Origin of the sequence: Bacillus sp. NTK074B (assembly GCF_017303375.1) — a bacterium.
In the GTDB taxonomy this organism is placed as follows: domain Bacteria; phylum Bacillota; class Bacilli; order Bacillales; family Bacillaceae_B; genus Rossellomorea.
In genome coordinates this window covers 236,336-254,893 of sequence record NZ_JAFKOH010000006.1, presented here as the reverse complement: position 1 = coordinate 254,893, position 18,558 = coordinate 236,336, and the positions used below count along the sequence as shown (strand labels likewise).

At 43.6% G+C, this 18,558-nt stretch carries 25 protein-coding genes; 22 read left to right on the top strand and 3 right to left on the bottom strand.

The genetic code is table 11. From position 1 onward, the window contains the following. The first annotated feature begins 9 nt into the window (after nucleotides 1–9). The 6 genes from JI667_RS12480 to JI667_RS12455 all read left to right on the top strand — a co-directional run bounded on the left by JI667_RS12480 (nucleotide 10) and on the right by JI667_RS12455 (nucleotide 3,800). Entirely contained in the window at nucleotides 10–1,299 is a 1,290-nt protein-coding gene (locus tag JI667_RS12480) for an arsenic transporter (RefSeq protein WP_206854182.1), read from the top strand. A 24-nt stretch (nucleotides 1,300–1,323) separates the two neighbouring features. Further along, entirely contained in the window at nucleotides 1,324–1,743 is a 420-nt protein-coding gene (gene arsC, locus JI667_RS12475) for an arsenate reductase (thioredoxin) (protein WP_206854179.1), read from the top strand. Between the two features lie 237 nt (nucleotides 1,744–1,980). After that, nucleotides 1,981–2,148: a Fe3+ hydroxamate ABC transporter substrate-binding protein gene (locus JI667_RS12470; protein WP_206854164.1), complete on the top strand. Its 168-nt coding sequence runs from the start codon at nucleotides 1,981–1,983 to the stop codon at nucleotides 2,146–2,148. Between the two features lie 96 nt (nucleotides 2,149–2,244). After that, a complete protein-coding gene (locus JI667_RS12465) occupies nucleotides 2,245–2,784 on the top strand; it encodes a GNAT family N-acetyltransferase (RefSeq protein WP_206854161.1) in 540 nt (179 codons plus the stop codon). A gap of 16 nt (nucleotides 2,785–2,800) precedes the next feature. After that, nucleotides 2,801–3,172, top strand: coding sequence for an iron chaperone (locus JI667_RS12460; protein WP_206854158.1), 372 nt, complete (start codon nucleotides 2,801–2,803; stop codon nucleotides 3,170–3,172). Nucleotides 3,173–3,206: 34 nt separating this feature from the next. After that, nucleotides 3,207–3,800 carry a YdeI/OmpD-associated family protein gene (locus JI667_RS12455; protein ID WP_206854155.1) on the top strand — a complete coding sequence of 198 codons (594 nt, stop codon included), beginning with the start codon at nucleotides 3,207–3,209 and terminating at the stop codon, nucleotides 3,798–3,800. A 26-nt stretch (nucleotides 3,801–3,826) separates the two neighbouring features. On the opposite strand, the gene JI667_RS12450 is transcribed toward JI667_RS12455, so the two are convergent. Next, nucleotides 3,827–5,173 carry a polysaccharide deacetylase family protein gene (locus tag JI667_RS12450; RefSeq protein ID WP_206854152.1) on the bottom strand — a complete coding sequence of 449 codons (1,347 nt, stop codon included), beginning with the start codon at nucleotides 5,171–5,173 and terminating at the stop codon, nucleotides 3,827–3,829. A 118-nt stretch (nucleotides 5,174–5,291) separates the two neighbouring features. On the opposite strand from JI667_RS12450, the gene JI667_RS12445 reads away from it, so the two are divergent. The 5 genes from JI667_RS12445 (at nucleotide 5,292) to JI667_RS12425 (ending at nucleotide 8,323) form a co-directional block, all read left to right on the top strand. Beyond that, complete coding sequence (locus JI667_RS12445) at nucleotides 5,292–5,639, top strand: hypothetical protein (RefSeq protein ID WP_206854134.1); 348 nt, start codon at nucleotides 5,292–5,294, stop codon at nucleotides 5,637–5,639. 27 nt (nucleotides 5,640–5,666) lie between these two features. Next, nucleotides 5,667–6,824 (top strand): FtsW/RodA/SpoVE family cell cycle protein, encoded by a 1,158-nt coding sequence (locus JI667_RS12440; RefSeq protein ID WP_206854131.1) that lies wholly within the window; start codon nucleotides 5,667–5,669, stop codon nucleotides 6,822–6,824. 300 nt (nucleotides 6,825–7,124) lie between these two features. Beyond that, nucleotides 7,125–7,313, top strand: coding sequence for an SE1832 family protein (locus JI667_RS12435; protein ID WP_306465459.1), 189 nt, complete (start codon nucleotides 7,125–7,127; stop codon nucleotides 7,311–7,313). Nucleotides 7,314–7,420: 107 nt separating this feature from the next. After that, nucleotides 7,421–7,606, top strand: coding sequence for a hypothetical protein (locus JI667_RS12430; RefSeq protein ID WP_206854129.1), 186 nt, complete (start codon nucleotides 7,421–7,423; stop codon nucleotides 7,604–7,606). A gap of 492 nt (nucleotides 7,607–8,098) precedes the next feature. After that, nucleotides 8,099–8,323: a hypothetical protein gene (locus JI667_RS12425; RefSeq protein WP_206854114.1), complete on the top strand. Its 225-nt coding sequence runs from the start codon at nucleotides 8,099–8,101 to the stop codon at nucleotides 8,321–8,323. A gap of 288 nt (nucleotides 8,324–8,611) precedes the next feature. On the opposite strand, the gene JI667_RS12420 is transcribed toward JI667_RS12425, so the two are convergent. Next, nucleotides 8,612–8,770: a hypothetical protein gene (locus JI667_RS12420; RefSeq protein WP_206854111.1), complete on the bottom strand. Its 159-nt coding sequence runs from the start codon at nucleotides 8,768–8,770 to the stop codon at nucleotides 8,612–8,614. A 271-nt stretch (nucleotides 8,771–9,041) separates the two neighbouring features. Further along, nucleotides 9,042–9,461, bottom strand: a complete 420-nt coding sequence (locus JI667_RS12415; RefSeq protein ID WP_206854110.1) for a VOC family protein — start codon at nucleotides 9,459–9,461, stop codon at nucleotides 9,042–9,044. 82 nt (nucleotides 9,462–9,543) lie between these two features. On the opposite strand from JI667_RS12415, the gene JI667_RS12410 reads away from it, so the two are divergent. From JI667_RS12410 to JI667_RS12360, 11 genes are all read left to right on the top strand, one after another. Next, nucleotides 9,544–10,212 (top strand): RNA polymerase sigma factor, encoded by a 669-nt coding sequence (locus tag JI667_RS12410; protein WP_206854107.1) that lies wholly within the window; start codon nucleotides 9,544–9,546, stop codon nucleotides 10,210–10,212. A gap of 137 nt (nucleotides 10,213–10,349) precedes the next feature. Further along, nucleotides 10,350–12,335 carry a PhoX family protein gene (locus tag JI667_RS12405; protein ID WP_206854104.1) on the top strand — a complete coding sequence of 662 codons (1,986 nt, stop codon included), beginning with the start codon at nucleotides 10,350–10,352 and terminating at the stop codon, nucleotides 12,333–12,335. Between the two features lie 147 nt (nucleotides 12,336–12,482). After that, nucleotides 12,483–12,971, top strand: a complete 489-nt coding sequence (locus tag JI667_RS12400; RefSeq protein WP_206854102.1) for a hypothetical protein — start codon at nucleotides 12,483–12,485, stop codon at nucleotides 12,969–12,971. A 130-nt stretch (nucleotides 12,972–13,101) separates the two neighbouring features. Beyond that, the gene (locus tag JI667_RS12395) at nucleotides 13,102–13,722 is read left to right on the top strand and encodes a kinase (RefSeq protein WP_244668306.1); all 621 of its coding nucleotides are present in this window, start codon (nucleotides 13,102–13,104) and stop codon (nucleotides 13,720–13,722) included. Nucleotides 13,723–13,737: 15 nt separating this feature from the next. Next, nucleotides 13,738–14,082 carry a hypothetical protein gene (locus tag JI667_RS12390; protein WP_206854099.1) on the top strand — a complete coding sequence of 115 codons (345 nt, stop codon included), beginning with the start codon at nucleotides 13,738–13,740 and terminating at the stop codon, nucleotides 14,080–14,082. Between the two features lie 50 nt (nucleotides 14,083–14,132). After that, a complete protein-coding gene (locus JI667_RS12385) occupies nucleotides 14,133–15,392 on the top strand; it encodes an ATP-binding protein (RefSeq protein WP_206854096.1) in 1,260 nt (419 codons plus the stop codon). A gap of 279 nt (nucleotides 15,393–15,671) precedes the next feature. Beyond that, nucleotides 15,672–16,157: a P1 family peptidase gene (locus JI667_RS12380; RefSeq protein ID WP_368077905.1), complete on the top strand. Its 486-nt coding sequence runs from the start codon at nucleotides 15,672–15,674 to the stop codon at nucleotides 16,155–16,157. Between the two features lie 16 nt (nucleotides 16,158–16,173). After that, on the top strand, nucleotides 16,174–16,665 hold the full coding sequence (locus tag JI667_RS12375) for a kinase (RefSeq protein ID WP_206854092.1): 492 nt from the start codon (nucleotides 16,174–16,176) through the stop codon (nucleotides 16,663–16,665). 15 nt (nucleotides 16,666–16,680) lie between these two features. Next, nucleotides 16,681–17,112, top strand: a complete 432-nt coding sequence (locus tag JI667_RS12370; RefSeq protein WP_206854090.1) for a cytidine deaminase — start codon at nucleotides 16,681–16,683, stop codon at nucleotides 17,110–17,112. 22 nt (nucleotides 17,113–17,134) lie between these two features. Then, nucleotides 17,135–17,944 carry an MBL fold metallo-hydrolase gene (locus tag JI667_RS12365; protein ID WP_206854087.1) on the top strand — a complete coding sequence of 270 codons (810 nt, stop codon included), beginning with the start codon at nucleotides 17,135–17,137 and terminating at the stop codon, nucleotides 17,942–17,944. A gap of 54 nt (nucleotides 17,945–17,998) precedes the next feature. Continuing rightward, nucleotides 17,999–18,556: an AAA family ATPase gene (locus JI667_RS12360; RefSeq protein ID WP_206854084.1), complete on the top strand. Its 558-nt coding sequence runs from the start codon at nucleotides 17,999–18,001 to the stop codon at nucleotides 18,554–18,556. Nucleotides 18,557–18,558 lie beyond the last annotated feature (2 nt).

The following is an 18,558-nucleotide window of genomic DNA, read 5'->3' as shown; positions in this document are numbered from 1 at the left end:
AAAGGAATTATGACTATTTTAGCATCTGTGATTTTTCTCATCACCCTTGTGTTCGTCATTTGGCAGCCTAAAGGGCTTTCCATCGGATGGTCCGCAATCGGCGGAGCCATTTTGGCGCTGATTGTGGGGGTTGTCGATTTCAGCGATGTGGTGGATGTGACCGGCATCGTCTGGAATGCGACATTGGCATTTATTGCAATTATCATTATTTCTCTCATCCTTGATGAGATCGGGTTTTTCGAATGGGCTGCTTTGCATATGGCAAGGGCGGCAAAGGGAAACGGAGTGAGGATGTTCGTCTACGTTTCACTCTTAGGAGCAGTGGTGGCGGCACTTTTCGCCAATGATGGAGCGGCACTAATTCTGACACCGATCGTCCTTGCGATGGTACGGAACCTGAATTTCAGTGAAAAGCTTGTCTTCCCGTTCATCATTGCCAGCGGATTCATCGCCGATACGACGTCCCTGCCTTTAGTGGTCAGTAACCTGGTAAACATTGTGTCTGCTGACTTTTTCGGAATCGGGTTTGTAGAGTTTGCTTCACGTATGATCGTTCCGAACCTGTTTTCATTAGGGGCAAGTATCCTGGTCCTTTATCTCTTTTTCCGAAAGAGCATCCCAAAGGATTATGATGTTTCTCAGCTTAAGAAACCAGTGGATGCCATACAGGATATCAAGATGTTCCGCCTTTCCTGGGTGGTGCTGTCGATTCTCCTCGCCGGCTATTTGGCAAGCGAGTTTATAGGACTGCCGGTCTCCATTATTGCCGGGATCGTGGCCATCTTCTTCTTGGCGATGGCCAGAAGAAGTGCAGCCGTCAATACGACAACTGTCATCAAAGGGGCTCCGTGGGCCATCGTGTTCTTCTCCATCGGTATGTACGTGGTCGTATATGGTCTTCGTAACGTAGGACTGACGAATGTGCTGGCGGATGTCATCCAGATGACGGCTGATCAAGGACTATTTGCTGCCACGGTCGGAATGGGATTCATCGCGGCCATCCTATCGTCCATCATGAACAATATGCCGACGGTGATGATCGATGCTCTGGCGATTTCAGGTACGGACACGACGGGTGTTGTGCGTGAAGCGTTGATCTATGCCAATGTCATCGGATCGGACCTAGGGCCAAAGATCACCCCGATCGGATCACTGGCCACTTTATTATGGCTTCACGTCCTTTCATTAAAAGGAGTGAGAATCTCTTGGGGAACCTACTTTAAAACAGGGATCATCCTGACCATCCCAACCCTGTTCATCACACTGGTCGGGCTTTATATTTGGTTATTAATCATCTAACAACAATTAAAGGAGAGATTCAACATGTCAAAGAAAACCATCTACTTCCTATGTACAGGGAATTCATGCCGGAGCCAAATGGCAGAAGGCTGGGCTAAAAAGCACTTGGGTGACGAGTGGAACGTATACAGTGCAGGAATCGAAGCACACGGTTTAAATCCAAATGCAGTGAAAGCGATGAAAGAAGTCGATATCGATATTACGAATCAAACGTCCGATATCATCGATCCTGAAATTTTGAACAATGCTGACTTAGTCGTGACACTATGCGGGGATGCGGCGGATAAATGTCCGGTGACACCACCTCAAGTGAAACGCGTACATTGGGGATTTGATGATCCAGCCAAGGCGGAAGGAACAGAAGAAGAGAAATGGGCATTCTTCCAACGTGTACGTGATGAGGTAGGGGAAAGAATCCATCGTTTTGCGGAAACAGGGGAATAATCATCCCTGTAAAAAAAATTAGAATAATCGATAAGGGACCTGTTTCCTTATCGATTTTTTTATAGATCCATGGCTTACGGGTGAGTGAGGAACTAATATTATTCTAGATAAAGCTTGAGTAACCGATAGGGATTTGAAATAATTTACTATATCGAGAATGAATAGGGAGTAAAAGGGTAACTCACAAAGTGATAGATATAGTATTGAAGCTTCACCATCATGAAAAGGAGGGATAGAATGTTCGGAAATAAACCATCTTGTGCACAATGCGAGAGAGAAATAAAAGGAAATGACGTTGTCTATATAAAGATGAGATACCCCGAAAGAAAGGGCATGACTGAAATAAAAGCTTATCTGAATAATGAAGGTACGTTTTTATGTGAAGAATGTTTTAAAGGGGAATAAATTCTGTAGGCTATCGATGATTTCTCAGAGGAAAACAGGAAAGGGAAAGAGAAGATAATAGAAGGATCAGATTGTGTATGTGGAGGTAATAGAGAAATGCATCTCATGTACGAAGTCATTCCGGAATCACAGGCTGAATCGTGCCGTGAACTGTGCAATGAGCTGATGCTCTTTCAGAAATCGAAGGCATCCATTGCACCCGAACGGTTCGACAGCATGAATTTCGAAACAAGGTTGCTTCCATCGATTGAAAATGCCGACCATAATTATCTTGTGATCGTCAAAGATCCCGAAAAAAATGAAGAGATCATTGCCTATGTGTATACCAACATATCGCCAAAAGAAGCCTATTCAAATGATTTTGCCAAATTTTTCGATCTTTCGTCTGTCCAAAACGAGAATGTAGGTTGTTTATCTCAATTTTACATAAAGGAAGGCTACCGACAGTTCGGTATCGGATCGAACCTGGACAGCATGTCAATGGAGTGGCTCGCAACGTTTGAAGATGTCGAGGATTATTTTGTCTTCACCTCGAATGGGAATCAGGAGGCGCTGGCATTCTATCAAAAAAAAGGATTTACGATCTCCCATGATATACTGGACGGTTTTATCACGGTTTTACGAAGAAAAGCATAGAAAAGAGGGAAATAAAATGAACGCATTTTCTACTTATTTAGCAGAAATCGATCAGCCCGATCATCGCCAGCGGATGGAGGAAATCCTGACGTGGGTGCGGGAGACTTTCCCTCAAATGGAACCCGTCATCAAATGGAATACACCGATGTTTACGGATCACGGCACCTTCATCATCGGGATCTCGACGGCGAAGCATCATGTGAGCGTAGCGCCTGAAGAAGTCACCATGGTACATTTCGCAGACCAGATCAAAGAAGCCGGATATAGTGCCACGAAAGGATTGTTTCGCCTGCCCTGGAAAGATCCCGTGAATTACGAATTACTTGAGGGAATCATTACATATAACATGAGGGAAAAGGCAGAACTCACGAGCTTTTGGCGGAAATAGACTGCATGAAAAAAGGTGTCAGGAGGATTCTACGATGATAAAACCGAATCGCAAGGTTGATGGATTTATTAAAAAAGCGAAGCAGTGGAAAGAAGAATATGAGCGGCTGAGAAGTATCCTCCTTTCATTTGAGGAGCTGGAGGAAGAAATCAAATGGATGCATCCCTGTTACACGTTAGAGGGGAAAAATATCGTGTTGATGCATGGATTTAAAGAGTACTGCGCCCTTCTGTTTCATAAAGGCGTGTTACTCAAGGATCCTCAAGGGATTCTCATTCAACAAACCGAGAATGTACAGTCAGCCCGGCAGATCCGGTTCACCAGTCCAGAAGAAATCATTGAAATGAAGCCAATCCTGGAAGCGTATATCCAGGAAGCGATCGAAGTTGAAAAAGCAGGTCTCGAAGTGGAACTGAAAAAGACGGAAAAATATCCTGTTCCAGATGAACTTCAACGAAAATTCAGTGACATGCCGGAGTTGAAAACGGCTTTTGAAAACCTGACGCCGGGACGTCAGAGAGCATATATCCTTTATATATCAAAAGCGAAACAATCGAAGACCCGGGAATCAAGGGTTGAGAAATATGTGCAGCACATACTGGACGGTAAGGGCATGAATGATGAATAAGGAAAAGGGATGAGCTTTAGTCAGCTCTATCCCTTTTTCATATTTCCGTAAAAAGGGCCTGCCGTTTCTACAACGAGTCTCGCCTGCAGCTGTGAGACAGTGAGGAATTCGTATCCTTCCTTCTCAAGCATGGTCAACAATCCAGGGAGTGCATCGGCTGTGGTGGAATGCACATCATGAAGGAGGATGATGGCACCCGGAGCCATTTCCTGCTGAACAGTAGAGTGGATGGCATTCACATTCTTGTATTTCCAATCAAGTGAATCGACGGACCAGAGGACGAGGGAGGAACGGTTATCATGTGCAAGCTTCTCTACTTCTTTATTGATTGCCCCATAAGGCGGACGGAGAACGGTGGGAAGCTGGCCCGTCGCGATCATGATTTTCTGACTGGAGGCGCGGACCTCCTGCACCATCTGCTCTTCCCCGATCTTCGTCAAATCCTTGTGATGGTCCGAGTGATTGCCGATTTCATGCCCGGCTCCTGCAACGTCCTTTGCGACGTTCGGGTATTTCTCCGCCTGGCTGCCCAGCATGAAAAAGGTAGCTGGTGCGTTATGATCCTTCAATACCTTCAGAATTCTGGGGGTGACGTCGGGATCGGGACCGTCATCAAAGGTGAGGGCAACATATTTTTCACCAGGTTCAACCGATACCGTTGCCAATGAACCGGCTGTCTTTTTATCGAGATAAGGAAGGATGGATTGAACGGGAATTCGCACTGGGGTGGGTCCGGCTTCCTGGATATCATTGAAGTACAGGGAGAGCACTTTCTCGTCGAGGGTCCAGTTCCAAGATTCCGGGTTCTGTAATGCCTCCTGTACTTTATTATCAGAGTGTCCCTTGAGACGGTTCCGGATCATATTAATCGCCTCTTCTTTCGCATCCATGATATCAGGCAGCTTGACGATTTTTCTTTCAGCGGCATTGATCGTAAACGTCTTTACGTGTTCCTTCCCCCTGACGTCATGGACGAGCTGATAGGAGTGAAAGAGGATATGAAAGGTATCGTCTGTCGATTTCTTGCGGTCTGCCTGAATGATGAGGTGGGCCCGGGAGCCATTCCCAAGCTGACTCTTATTTTCCTTCACTTCTTCCAAAAAGGCTTCCTTTTCATGATTGATCCACCCTTGAATGGGTTTCTTTATGGTCTCATCTTCCATCATCGGGATGCTGATGGACATGGTGTACGTATCTGCATCCTTGGTTTCCGTTTTAAAGTCAATGGTCACAGGGGACGCACTGCCTGATTCAGGCTCGAATGGAATGGCGGCGACAAGCTGCGTCATGCCATATACGAATGAAAAAGCCATCAAAGCCAACACCACCCAATCTGGCCAGCGTATCCTCTTAAAGGGAATTTTCTTTAACATCGCAAATCCTCTTTTCTGGAAAAAAGTCATCTATCAAATTCCAATTATTTCAAATTATTCACGATAATTCAATGATTCTTTCACGATTTTCTACTAAAATGGGAAAGAGTGGATAAACATGAAACTTCTTTACTCCTACAGTCGTCTATTAAGAAGAGAGTTCTTTAGAAAGGCGGTCATCACTGTGAAAAGATACTCATGGCTCAGTTATGTGTCAGCTGGAATCCCGCTCGCATTGTTTGTTCTTTTGTTCATCGTTTCAACCATCCACGATCGATCCGTCGTTTATACGATCTTTTATACCCTTTTCATCGGTGCTCCGATTTCCATTGTCTTAAGTATCATTGCTCTCAGAAAACGAAATGAAAAAAACGGGTTTGCCCTCGTGGGGTTAACGTTTGCCGTATTATTAACTGTTTCCATTTTGTATGTAGTGATTCTGGGGACGGGAATGGGAGAAACGTAATGTTGGAAGGACAGGGTGGGTGGGTTTATGGAAAACAGTAAATGGAAAAAACTCGATTTGGATTTAATGTTTCTTGTATTTGTGTTCATGATCATCAGTTGCGTCTCGATCTACAGTGCGCAAAAATATTTACCCTACGAAGAGAATTTCGCCATGAAGCAAAGTATCTGGTTCATCGGAGGGGCGATCTTGACTTCCATCGTGTACTACTTCGATTTTGAACAGCTGAGGAGGCTCTCCCCATTTTTGTATGGATTCGGTGTCCTGTTGCTGGCGTTCCTGATGGTTGCCCCTTCAAGCATCGCGCCGATCATTAAAGGGACGAAGGCATGGTTCTCCATCCCTGGATTCGGTTCTCTACAGCCTTCGGAATTCATGAAGGTCTTTCTCATTCTTTTCTTGGCCCATGTCATTTCACGGCATAATGAAAAGGTGGAAGAAAGGACATTGTCTTCGGATTCTCTTTTATTGGTTAAAGTCGTGACCGTCACCTTTATACCCCTGGCGCTGATCCTGAAGCAGCCAGATGCGGGAACAGGGATGGTGATCATGTGCATCATGATCGGAATGATTTTTATATCAGGGATCAATAAATATATCCTCATGCTCTTATCATTTCTTGGGGTAGCAAGTATCGCTTCACTGGTGTGGGTGTTCATTTACCGTCCGGAAATATTGTTAGCATTTATGGGTCAGTATCAGCTGGATCGAATCTACTCTTGGCTTGATCCGTTCGGAACCGGTCAGGGGATAGGTTATCAGTTGAGATTGTCTATCCTAGCATCGGGATCGGGCAAGATGACGGGGAAAGGGTTTAACGACGGGCAAGTGGCTGTTCCTGAAGCCCACTCCGATTTTATCTTCACGGTCATTGGAGAGGAATTCGGGTTTATCGGATCGTCCATTGTCCTGTGCCTGTATTTCGTGTTGATTTATAAAATCATCACCATCGTACTGAGAAATAAAGGTCACTATGAAATCCTCATCGGGGCCGGCGTCATCTCCATGCTGACCTTTCATATCTTTGAAAATGTGGGAATGGTCATCGGACTGGTCCCGATTACAGGGATCCCACTTCCGATGCTCAGTTATGGGGGCAGCTCCGTACTTGGCACGATCTTCGCCTTAAGCATTATTAATAACGTGTCGGCTACCACGAATGTGTATATGTTCGGGAGGAAATAGATGAGAAAAGGAGCAGGACGGATTTTTGGAAAAATACATACAGGAAGAAGACGACTATGAACATCATTCATAATGACATTTTCCAATTCATCTGGTATTTTGCTACATATCATGGTCATCTTTTCATTTGACGCCTACATGCAGTGGAGAGGCGATGAGAAAGAATATAGGATGACGCTTTTGGGACTGACTACTTTTATGACGTTCATTGTAATCGGGTATTCATTTGACTTATTACTTTAATTTAGTTGAACTTTGATTGATAATAGCGGTATCACTACATACTGAAAGGCAGGAATCATGATGAACAAAACAGAGCTTGAATACCAAATAAACGAAGTGAAACTCGATTATATCCGCATCCAGGGGGACCTTGAGAAGCTCGAATCCTTCGGAAGAAACACGGATATACAACAAAGGAAATTAGATGAGTTGGAACAGGAGCTTTCTCGCCTGAATAAAGAACTGGATGCGACCCTGCAACTCTAATCATTGGTTTCATGAATAATGAGCTTAGTAGGGAAATAGGTATATAGAAAGACATATGGTACGAGTTCCTTCTTGTACCAGGGGCTCTTTGATGGGAGCTGATGGCTATGTATCGAAATCGAGACAGGCAGGTCAATATCGTCATCCTGTTGCTTTTTTGCATCCTGATCTTTCACATCGTCCGGATCATCCTCCACGTGAGGGTGTATTTCGTATACAGCATGGGGATGGGATATCTCTTGTTTCTCTTTCTGCTCATTTTTGTTATTTTATTCCTTTTGTTTAAAAAGTAAGGAGCGGGTGCTTTTCTTTATTAAAGAAAAGCATCTCTTTTTTATGGAGAAACAAAGTGTCTATAATCAGGAAAATGATGTTAAAATCAAGGGGGTAAAGTAGATAAGTGGCGGTTCAATATGAAAAATAGAAGTAAGTAGGCACTGATTGTATCACTCATCGTTCTAGTCGGTTTTCCCGTTCTGTTCCTTATCGTATCTGTGTACACAGAAAAATGGGGATATCTAATGTGGAGTCTGCTGCCTTCTTTTACAGGGGGATTTACGGGGCTGATTTTTTCTCTCAATACGATGAAGAAAGAGAGAAGAGAGGCATAGTCAATGGACTGGTTATGTATGTTTAATCTGTTCAGAAATATCATTCGACTTTTTGGGATTTGGGGAGTCGGCTTTTTTTACTTGTTGAATAAAACGTGTCAAGGATGAACCAGCTAAAAGAATCCGATATGTGAGATATGCTACTTGATAAAATAGAATGGTTGAGGTGAAAAAATGACAAAAGAAAAAATCTATCCGAAATTCTGGTTGTTTGCTACCGGCTTTACATGCTTCTGGATTTTGTATGGGTGCTTTATTCTGATCAAGGATATGGTCATTAAAGATTCATTTAACTGGCAACCCCTCTATTTAATAGGAGGGATGGCTATTATGCTGGCCAGGTCAGTGCAGGAATATAAAATGGCCAAGAATCATGATACTAAATTCGTACAAAAATAATGGACTTGACCACCAGGAAGGAATGTATATGGATTGAACACATGATGTTGATGCTTAGTCTGTCCGCTGGAATCGTGGTAATAGAAGAACTTCAAAAAGACCATAAGGGGGAGAGGGTGGTTATTACTCTCAGCCGGCTTCCTTTGCCTGTACTCTTCGATTCAAGGATTTTTATTTATCCATTAAAAGGACAGTCTCATCGATGATCTACCATTAATTTCTGCAAAATAACCGATAAGTAGCGGTCCGATGATCTGGAAATGACAGAGGGTTGATTCCATATATTTCTTACACCATCAAGATCAACTGCTCCGTAGACGTCCTGCATCCTGTCACCCTATAGCCTGTCCGGAACATAAATGCTTCATAATCCTGATAAAATTTCTTGAAAGAATGGTGGTCCCTGGATAGTAAACAGGTCATCAAATCCAGTTTATTCATCTTCATGAAAACACCTCCGCTTTTATACTCATGTATCCATACCCTTCATTAGCCAGGTAATAACTCTATTTCCATCTTTTATTGAATAAATGTGTTTTAACGTGGTATACATACGTTAAAGGCGGATTCAAGGAACATCCCGAAACGGTTGTGAAGTGGCAGAAAGGGAAGGCCATCTATACCATTACATCGAAAGACAAAGAGCCATTCGATGCACTCGAAACGGCCGTTGAATCAGAATGAAAAGGTGACCGGGATTCCGGTCACCTTTCTTTCCTCAGCTATTCATTTCCTGAAGCTTTTTCACATGATCCGAGTGAAATGGAGATCCTTCTACCTCGCTCACCACGCTGAACGGATTCCCATCAGGGTCAAAGAAATCAAAAAAGCGCATCCCGCCAAAGTCGTCGATTTCCGTTGTCACTACTCCTTTCCCGTTCAATTCATTATGAATCGCATCGACATCCTCAACGACAAAGTTGAAATAGCTGTTCTTCTGCTTTCCTTTAATGACAAACTCCGTCGGCTGAGGGGTTTCCACTTCGATCAAGCCAAATTGGGTCGAACCGTTTGGGAGGTAAAACCCTGCACCCCCATCCCATGAACCGATTTTCTTCACGCCTAAATGCTCCTCATACCAGGCGGATGATTTCTCAAGATTCGTGACAGGGACAAATACACTTCCAATTTTAAACATCGTATCCTCTCCTTATAAATGAAATTCCTATGTATAACGAATATAATGAAGAAAAAGTTACAAAAAATGTGAGGTGGCTGGAATGATTTTTGAAGACCTGGAACAAACGGTCAGCAAACTGTATCGATATTGCTTGAAACTATCAGGCTCATCCTGGCAGGCAGAAGATCTTGTACAGGACACGCTGTTGAAAATCTACCGGCTGAAAAAGTCCGATCCCGGTCGGGAGTTCACTTTCTCTTTTCTATACAAAGTGGCCAAAAACCTTTTTATCGATGAGAAAAGAAAGAAGAAGGAGTTTCTTTTTCATCATGAAGACATTCGGGAAGTAAGCGACCCTTCCGAATTCGACGCTTTGATTGAAATCATACTTGCTTCACTCCCCCTGCAACAGGCGATGCTCTTAACCCTGAAAGATGTATTTAACTATAAGACTAAGGAAATCGCCGCTATGCTCAGGGTCCGTGATGAGTCCATCAAGACAGCTCTTCATCGTTCCAGAAAAAAACTGAATGCCGCTCCGAAAGATCTGCCTGTTCCGGAATTCTCCAATCCGCACTTGATTAAGGAGCTCTCAAACGCGATCAAGCAGTCGGACCCTTCCCGGATTTTTCTATACTATCGCCTCTTGGAAACGCGCCACTTTCAGACGAGGAGATCTCAAGAAGGATCAGTTTTTTACATAATCGACCCTGAGGGGAATATTCTGGAGGTTGCCTCTCTCCATCACCATCCCCTAAATAACCCATGACTTTATGCATATGAATTGTTATCATACCGTAAACGAATATTTACTTAGATTTTAATTTCCCCCACTTGTATTCATACTGACTTAAACATTCCATGTTTTACTAGAGTAGTAGCAAATACAGTAGGAGGTTTTATCAGATGAAAAAAAGACTATCAATCGGATTATCGATGGCGCTACTGGCTTCTTCATCTTTAGCAGCCATGGCTCACGACAATGAGGACCACGGCAAAAAGAAAGACTCACACAAGAAAATTGAAAGTGTTGAATTTTCTTCCATGAAAGCTCCTGACAACATTAAAAATATGGTAAAAACGTATACAACAGCAACAGTCAAAGTGACCTATAAAGACAGGACTGTGAAAGAGCTGCCTCTTAACTATGACCAACTCTACCTATCAAAAGATAAAATCGTCGACAATAAAGGAGAAATGATTCCAGCAGGTACTCCGATCGATGTGAACGGAGATCCGATCATGGACGAAAGCGTTCCAGCAAATCCTTCCTACTTCATTTCAGATGCACCGGATTCGAACAGTCTTCTGACGAAGGGGAACCAATCATTCATGATTTCTCACTTTGAATACGATTCCCAAAACAATGCAGGCGAAGAGATTTCTGGCCTTCCTGCGTCCATGACACTATCTGAACTTGACCATGATAAAAAGACGGGCAAGCTTTCGGTGAAAGAAGCACATAAGATTGATTTCTCAAGTGTAAATGGACTGTGGAATCCATGTAACGGATCCACAACGGATTGGGGCACGCACCTTGGTTCAGAGGAATATGAGCCGGATGCAAGAGAATTTGAAAACAAAGATTCCGATGCCTATAAAGAAGTCAGCAACTTTGCGAACTATTACTTCCATGATGAATCAAAAGCAAATCCTTACAATTACGGATGGATCCCGGAAATCTCCGTCTCACATGATGGTAAGCCTTCTGTCGTCAAGCATTACAGCACAGGCCGCTTCTCCCATGAAATGATGCAGGTCCTTCCGGATAACAGGACGGCCATTTTCGGTGACGACGGTGGCAATACGATGATGTTCATGTATGTAGCCGATAAAGCAGAAGATTTCTCAGCTGGAACTCTATATGCGGCTAAGTTCAACCAAACAGGTACAGAAAAAGGCGGGTCTGGTGATCTAAACTGGATCAAGCTTGGACACGGTACCGACAAAGAAATCAAAGCCATGATCGACAGTGGAGTGACATTCAGCGATATTTTTGAAACAACCGAAGAGCCTACTGAAGGGTTTACGCCTGTTATGACGAACTCACATGATTCTGTTGAATATCTAAAAGTGAAACCAGGCATGGAAAAAGCGGCAGCATTCTTAGAACCGCGCCGTTACGGAGCCATCCTTGGTGCGACTTCTGAATTCAACAAAATGGAGGGACTTGCCGTCAACGCGGAAGATCATAAAGCGTACATGGCCATCTCTTATCAAGAAGGAAGCATGGAAAAGCAGGATGGAGCCGTTCAGGACGACATTCAACTTCCGAAGATTGAATCAGGTGTCACGTATGAATTGAATCTCCAAGAAGGTCAAACGGATCGTGACGATGAGAAAATTGACAGTGGCTATGTTCCTGCCAGCATGAGCGGATTTGTATTAGGAGAGGACCTTGGTTCTCCGGATGCACTAGGAAACACGGCAAACCCTGATTTAGTAGCTAACCCTGACAACCTGAGTTTCTCAGAAGATCTAAATACCCTCTTCATCGGAGAAGACAGCGGTATGCACACGAACAACTTCGTGTGGGCGTACGATGTACAAACCAAGAAGCTTTCCAGAATCCTTTCCGTTCCGGTCGGAGCAGAAGCAACCGGATTACGAGCGGTGGGTTCCATGAAGGACTCGAATTATATCCTAAGCAACTATCAACATCCAGGGGCGGATCTTGATGAGAAAGAAATCACAGCCGTTGATAAAACAGAATTAGAGCAGGCCATGAAAGATACGCTTGGCATCATGGAAACAGGCGGTGTCGGATATATCTCCGGAATTCCTGGTGTGGACTCGAAAGAAGACCATAGTAGGAACCACCATAGATACAATGAGGATGATGGAGAGCATGACGATCATAAAGGTCATCATGATTATGATACAGAAGAATAAGATCAAGTGAAAAGGGTCTGTCCAACGACACGTTAGGCGTGGAGAAGGACAGACCCTTTTTAATGAAAAAAATGCTGCTGATACATAAAATTCCTTATTTAGGAGAACGTTACAACTATTATCTAATCGACTATTGGAGGCCATATCGTGTCTAGTAAGAACTCAAAGATATTATCTACCTGTACTTTGGTTCTTCCCTGGTTTAGCGCACCATACCTCGGGAAAAACGTGTTTGTTCGCTTTACTTCAGTCGCCCTGTTTACGAATATCATATGGAGTATCCTCAGTATCTTCGCCAATAATAAGAAATGGTGGAAAGCGGACCCTTTCATTTTAAAAAAGACCAAAATCGATCTTCCTTTTGTAGGGGGAATGTTTTTCATCACAACGCTGTGGGTATTTAAATGGACCTTTGGTGACTTTAGAAAGTATGTTGCCTTAAATGCTCTGATTGATTTTCTACTGGCTTTCCCGATTGTGAAATTCTATGATAAAATGGGCGCATTTAAATTACGGAAGATGAGCAATCTGTTCTTTTACTTGATCATCCTGTCATTGGCCGTCCTCATATATTTCTATCAATGCATCTTGGAAAAAGTAATTCAGTGGCCGACTCAAAAGGCAAAGAACATGTAACGTGATTCTTTATGCAGGAACTCAATTCTCTTTTTAAAAAGAATTGAGTTCTTTTTAGTTTTTTGAAATAATTGGAAGGGGGAAAGGAATGATAAAAAGAGGGACGTATAGCAGAAAGGTGTGGAATTGAATGAATGATCCGTTTGATATAATGATGAAGACATTTCTCACCCATTATCATAAAAGATGTTCCCAACACCGTCCATTCATTGTCGGAATTGATGGGCTGGGAGGGGCCGGTAAATCGACGTTTGCAGAAGCGTTAAAAAGAGAAATCAAGTATAGCGCATCCATTCTCCACTTGGACGATTACATTGTGGAAAAGAGCCGCCGATACGGGACGGGGAACGAAGAATGGCATGAATACTACGCCCTTCAATGGGACATCGCATCCCTCACAACAGATTTGTTTCAAAAGCTGCATCATAACCTGGAAATCATTTTACTTTTCTATGATTCTTCCACTGATACGATTGTTCAGAAGGAATTTCACTATACGAAAGACACCCTCATCCTGATCGAAGGTGTCTTCCTCCAGAGGAAAGAATGGCGTGAATTCTTTGACTATGTGATCTTCCTGGACTGTCCCTCAGAAACACGAGTCGAAAGGGTCATCAGGCGGGACGTCTATCTTGGGGATGAACAGGAAAGAATCGCCAAGTACGAACGGAGATATTGGAAGGCGGAAGACTATTACCTTCTTCTTGAGAATCCAGTCGGCAGGGCGGATGATATTTTCAGGGTGCGATAAGGGGGGCGCCGGTATATGCAAGAAACGTTCTACACAATGAAGCTGCTTCTTTTTATTACCGTCCCATTCTTTCTGCTATCACTTGCTTTCGTGACCGTCACCGGCATGTATACCGATAGCGGGGACATTGCTCTGCCTGTTTTTTTGGTGGAATCGATCGGGGTGCTCCTCGTTTTTTTGCTTATATGTTTTATCATCCACACTGCTTTTCATCTGCTCAATCGAAGATTCCGCTTCATGAAAACGGATCGGTATTATATTGCATTACGGGTTGTAAGCATTCTTTGTTTTTTCATTCCTTTGGGCGTGGGCGCGATCGTGTTTTTTATCTTATTTCCTTTAAGTTTTAAATTTGTCTGACTTTTGCTAAAATTAAGAAGTATATAGAACAGAAGGCGAATGATGCCCAAATGAGTATAGTAAAAGATTTCCTGCTGCAATTGACACTGATCGTCATACCGATATTCAGTTATTTCACCTTTATTCTGGAGAAGGTAAAGGAGGGACGGACCATTAAGATGGTTATGACCCTGTTATGGGGAGTGTCCATCCTGCTCTGCATGTCCTTCCCGGTGGAATATGGGGAAGGGCTGCGCCTCGATATCCGATTTATCCCGCTTCTTCTCGGAATGTTGTATCTGGGCGCGCTGCCGGGAGTGTTTCTGACGGTCCTGATCATCCTTTATCGCCTTTCCTTCGGTATCAGTACAGGTTTCTATACGACGGTCCTGATGTTAGTCATCGTCCTTCCTTTCATACTGTTCGCAGAGCGCTTGTTCGTCAAAGTGAAAAGAGATCGAAAAGTGCTGCTGGCAGGTGGTTTATCCCTCTTTTATTGTCTTTGCGGTATAACCGTGTCAGGTGCGGTGAATGGATTTTCAAGTGCTGAATTGAAGGTGCAAAGCATCCACCTTCTTTTTACCGTTGCGGTTACCTTATTCTCCACGCTTCTCATCGAAAAGATCCGGGAAAGTCACCAGCTAAGGCTTCAGGTTCAGGATGCCGACAAATTCCGGTTGATCAGCGAACTGACCGGAGTGTTCGCTCATGAAATCCGGAACCCGATGCAGGTGGCCAGGGGATTCCTTCAGATCCTTAATGAACCTGGACTGCCTCCTCATAAAAAGGAATATATCAGCGTATCGATTGAAGAATTAGACCGTGCCAATGAAATCATCAGTGATTTTCTCTCGTTCGGCAAGCCTTCCTTAAATACCTACGGAAAGATCAATGCCGGTGAACAATTGAATCGTGCTGTCACCATCATCCAAAGCTTCAGCTTGAATCAGCAGATTGAATTTAAATCTGATATAGAGGATGGCTGTTGGATGGAGGCGAACCCTCAAAAATTGAATCAGGCCTTGATCAACATTTTGAAAAATGCAGTAGAATCCATGTCACAGGGTGGGATCCTCTGGACGACCTGTCGACAAACGGATGATGGGCAGATCAGGCTCACCATTAAAGACCAGGGGAGCGGCATGAATCACAAACAGATCGAGCGTCTTGGGTCCCCATATTATTCCCTGAAGGAAAAGGGGACGGGGCTTGGCATGATGGTCAGCTTTCAAATTATCCGATCGTTCAATGGACGGATTAAAGTGGAAAGTGAAGAAAGCGTCGGTACAGAGTTTGTCATCGAATTCCCCCGTATTGATGAAACGGCTTAGACCAACATGGGTCAAAGCCGTTTTTTTCTGCTGAATGCTTTATGTTCCAATGCTCCTGTTTAAAGGAAATGCGACACTGTTGCTCGATTCTTCCCATAAACGGCATGATAAAGTGTAAACCCGCACGATTTTTGCCATTTCCGCATGAATACTCCAAAACCTGCACGATTTCCTTTTAAGCTCGCATGATTATAGGGCAACGGCTGTCTTTAAGAGCTTTTCCGCTTCATCAAGGGAAGAAAGGATTGAGTTTACATCAATATTTTGGAATAATTGGTAGTGAATCTCCCATTTCATTCTTACGCAGTTAACGTTTCTGACAGTAACACTCGTCTTATCTTACACGAACGAATTTTTCGGAATATTCACCTAAAGGAGATTGAATCACGGGAGGAACGTCACAAAGGATTCGTCATCATCATTGCAGGGACGGACCTCCCTGTATCCGAAAGACAACTCAACCGGATTATCAAACGGACGGTGACAGGACTATCCAGGACTGGTTCTATCATTACAACCGAGAGCGGTGAAGTGGCCATCGGCTTCTCGACGGCGACCAGGATCCCTCATGACCAGACGTCTCAATGCATGTCCGTCCCTATGATTCATGAAGAAGAAATCGACAATGCCTTCAGGGCGATAGGGGAAGCGACGGAAGAAGCCGTGTTAAACTCATTGATCACGGCCAGGCATGTAGTCGGCAGGGATGGGAACGAAAGGCCTGCATTAAAGGATTTATTAGAAAAACATACTATCAAACGATAAATGACAAGGAGGAAATATGAAATCAACGCTAATCATCATCCGGGGAAACTCGGGAAGTGGAAAAACCACGACGGCTAAACGTCTTCAACAACATTATGGCAGAGGGACACTCCTTGTCTCACAAGATGTCGTCAGACGCGACATGTTGAAGGTACAGGACCGTGACGGCAATCTGTCTTTGGATTTGATCCGGCAGATTGCTGAATATGGTAAAGGGAAATGTGAAGTGGTCATTGTAGAGGGGATCCTCACTCAACAGAGATACGGTGACATGCTGAAGCAACTGATCAGCTTCTATAACGGGAATGCCCATACATATTATTATGATTTATCGTTTCAAGAAACCGTCCGTCGTCATAATGGGCGTGGGAAAAATACAGAATTCGGAGAAGATTCATTACGTGACTGGTGGACTCCAGGGGACTACCTTGGTGTGACGGGAGAAGTTCAGTTGACGGATAAAATGACGCAGGATGAGATAGCAGAATTGATTATAAAAAGAATATGAAATGAGGAATTCACCATGTTAAACGTAAAACCATTAGAAGAAAAAGACTTTGAATTAATTAAAGAAGCCGAAAGAGTCATCGAAACAAATTATCGCTATGGTCGACATCATATCGGATCAGCCGTCAGAGCAGCGTCGGGCACCGTTTATTCCGCTGTCCACGTAGAAGCAAACGTCGGCAGGATCACCGTATGCGGAGAGGCAATGGCCCTCGGGAAATCCATCTCGGAAGGGGACCACGAATTTGAAACAATCGTGGCAGTGGCTCATCCTCACCCCCATGAAGATATCGACAAGTGCTGGGTCGTCGCTCCATGTGGGATGTGCAGGGAGTTAATCAGCGATTACGGGACACAAATTGATGTCATTCTTTCTTATCGGGGTGAACTGGTGAAGTGTAATGTGTTGGAATTGCTCCCTGAGAAGTATGGGAATGAGATGGAATAATACGTAATTCTAGGAGGAAACCATGATCCACTTTAAAAATGATCATCTAACTGTTTTCAGAAGCTCTTTATATCAGACCACTTCCGCCGTCATTCAAACCGACGACGTGATGATTCTGACTGATCCCAATTGGCTTCCAAATGAAGTCCAAGCCATTCGGGACTATGTGGATAGGGAACTTTGGAACAGGAAGCTATATATTATTTACACGCACAGTGATTTTGATCATATCATCGGATCCGGTGCTTTCCCGGAAGCGAAGGTAATCGCAACGGAAGAACTCAAAAATCATGAATATAAAAACGAAATTGTCCAAAAGATCCATCAGTTCGATCAACGGTATTATATAAAAAGAGACTACGTGCCCCACTTTCCTCATGTGGACCACGCAATATCCCATGATGGTGAAAAGCTTGATCTGAGTGATCTTTCACTTACATTTTACAAAGCACCGGGCCACACACACGATGGTCTTTTCACGGTTGTAGAGCCCTTGGGTATCTTTTTATCAGGGGACTATTTATCTGATGTCGAGTTTCCGTTTATATTCAGCAGTTACATAGATTATAAGAATACGTTGAAAAAAGCAGAATCAATCCTGCGGGATCATACGGTCCACATTCATGTACCAGGTCACGGTTCGGTGACGGAGGACCCTGCAGAAGTGGAACGTAGAATGGATGAATCGACCTATTATATAGACAACCTTTTACAGGATAGTGACAACATCGAAGCCTTTTGCCGGGAACGGTATGCTTTTTTTGAAGGAATGAAGAATATTCATTCTGAGAACATCGAGATGGCGAAGAAAGAGACGGAAAGGTCCGATTAGAGCCCTGATATCAGAACAAATTCATAGGAAAGCAACAAAAGAGGGGGGATATCATTGAAACTCATACTACTATTCGGACCCCAAGCCGTTGGGAAAATGACGGTAGGACAAGAATTGGAAAAAAGAACAGATCTGAAACTATTTCATAACCATATGACCATCGAATTACTCCAACCCTTCTTTGGATTCACCGAAGAAATGTGGAGGATATGCAACTTGTTGAGAGAAGAAGTCTTTGAAGCTTTCGCGAAAACGGATCAGTACGGGATGATTTATACCTTCATGTGGGCCTTCAACGAAGATGAGGACTGGAAATGGGTCGAGAAGGTCTCAAACATTTTCGAGTCCAACGGGGCAGAAGTATATTTCGTGGAGCTTGAATCCGACCTCGAGGTGAGGCTGCAAAGGAACATTACTCCGAACCGTCTGCAGCATAAACCGTCAAAGCGTAATATTGAAGACTCCGAGAAACGTTTGCTCGCTTCCTTGGACACACTTCGTCTGAATTCAATTGAAGGGGAAATAGAAAGAGAGAATTATATCAAGATCAATAATACGGATTTGAGTCCGGAAGAAGTTTCTGAAAAGATTATCAATAGATTTCAGCTTTAATA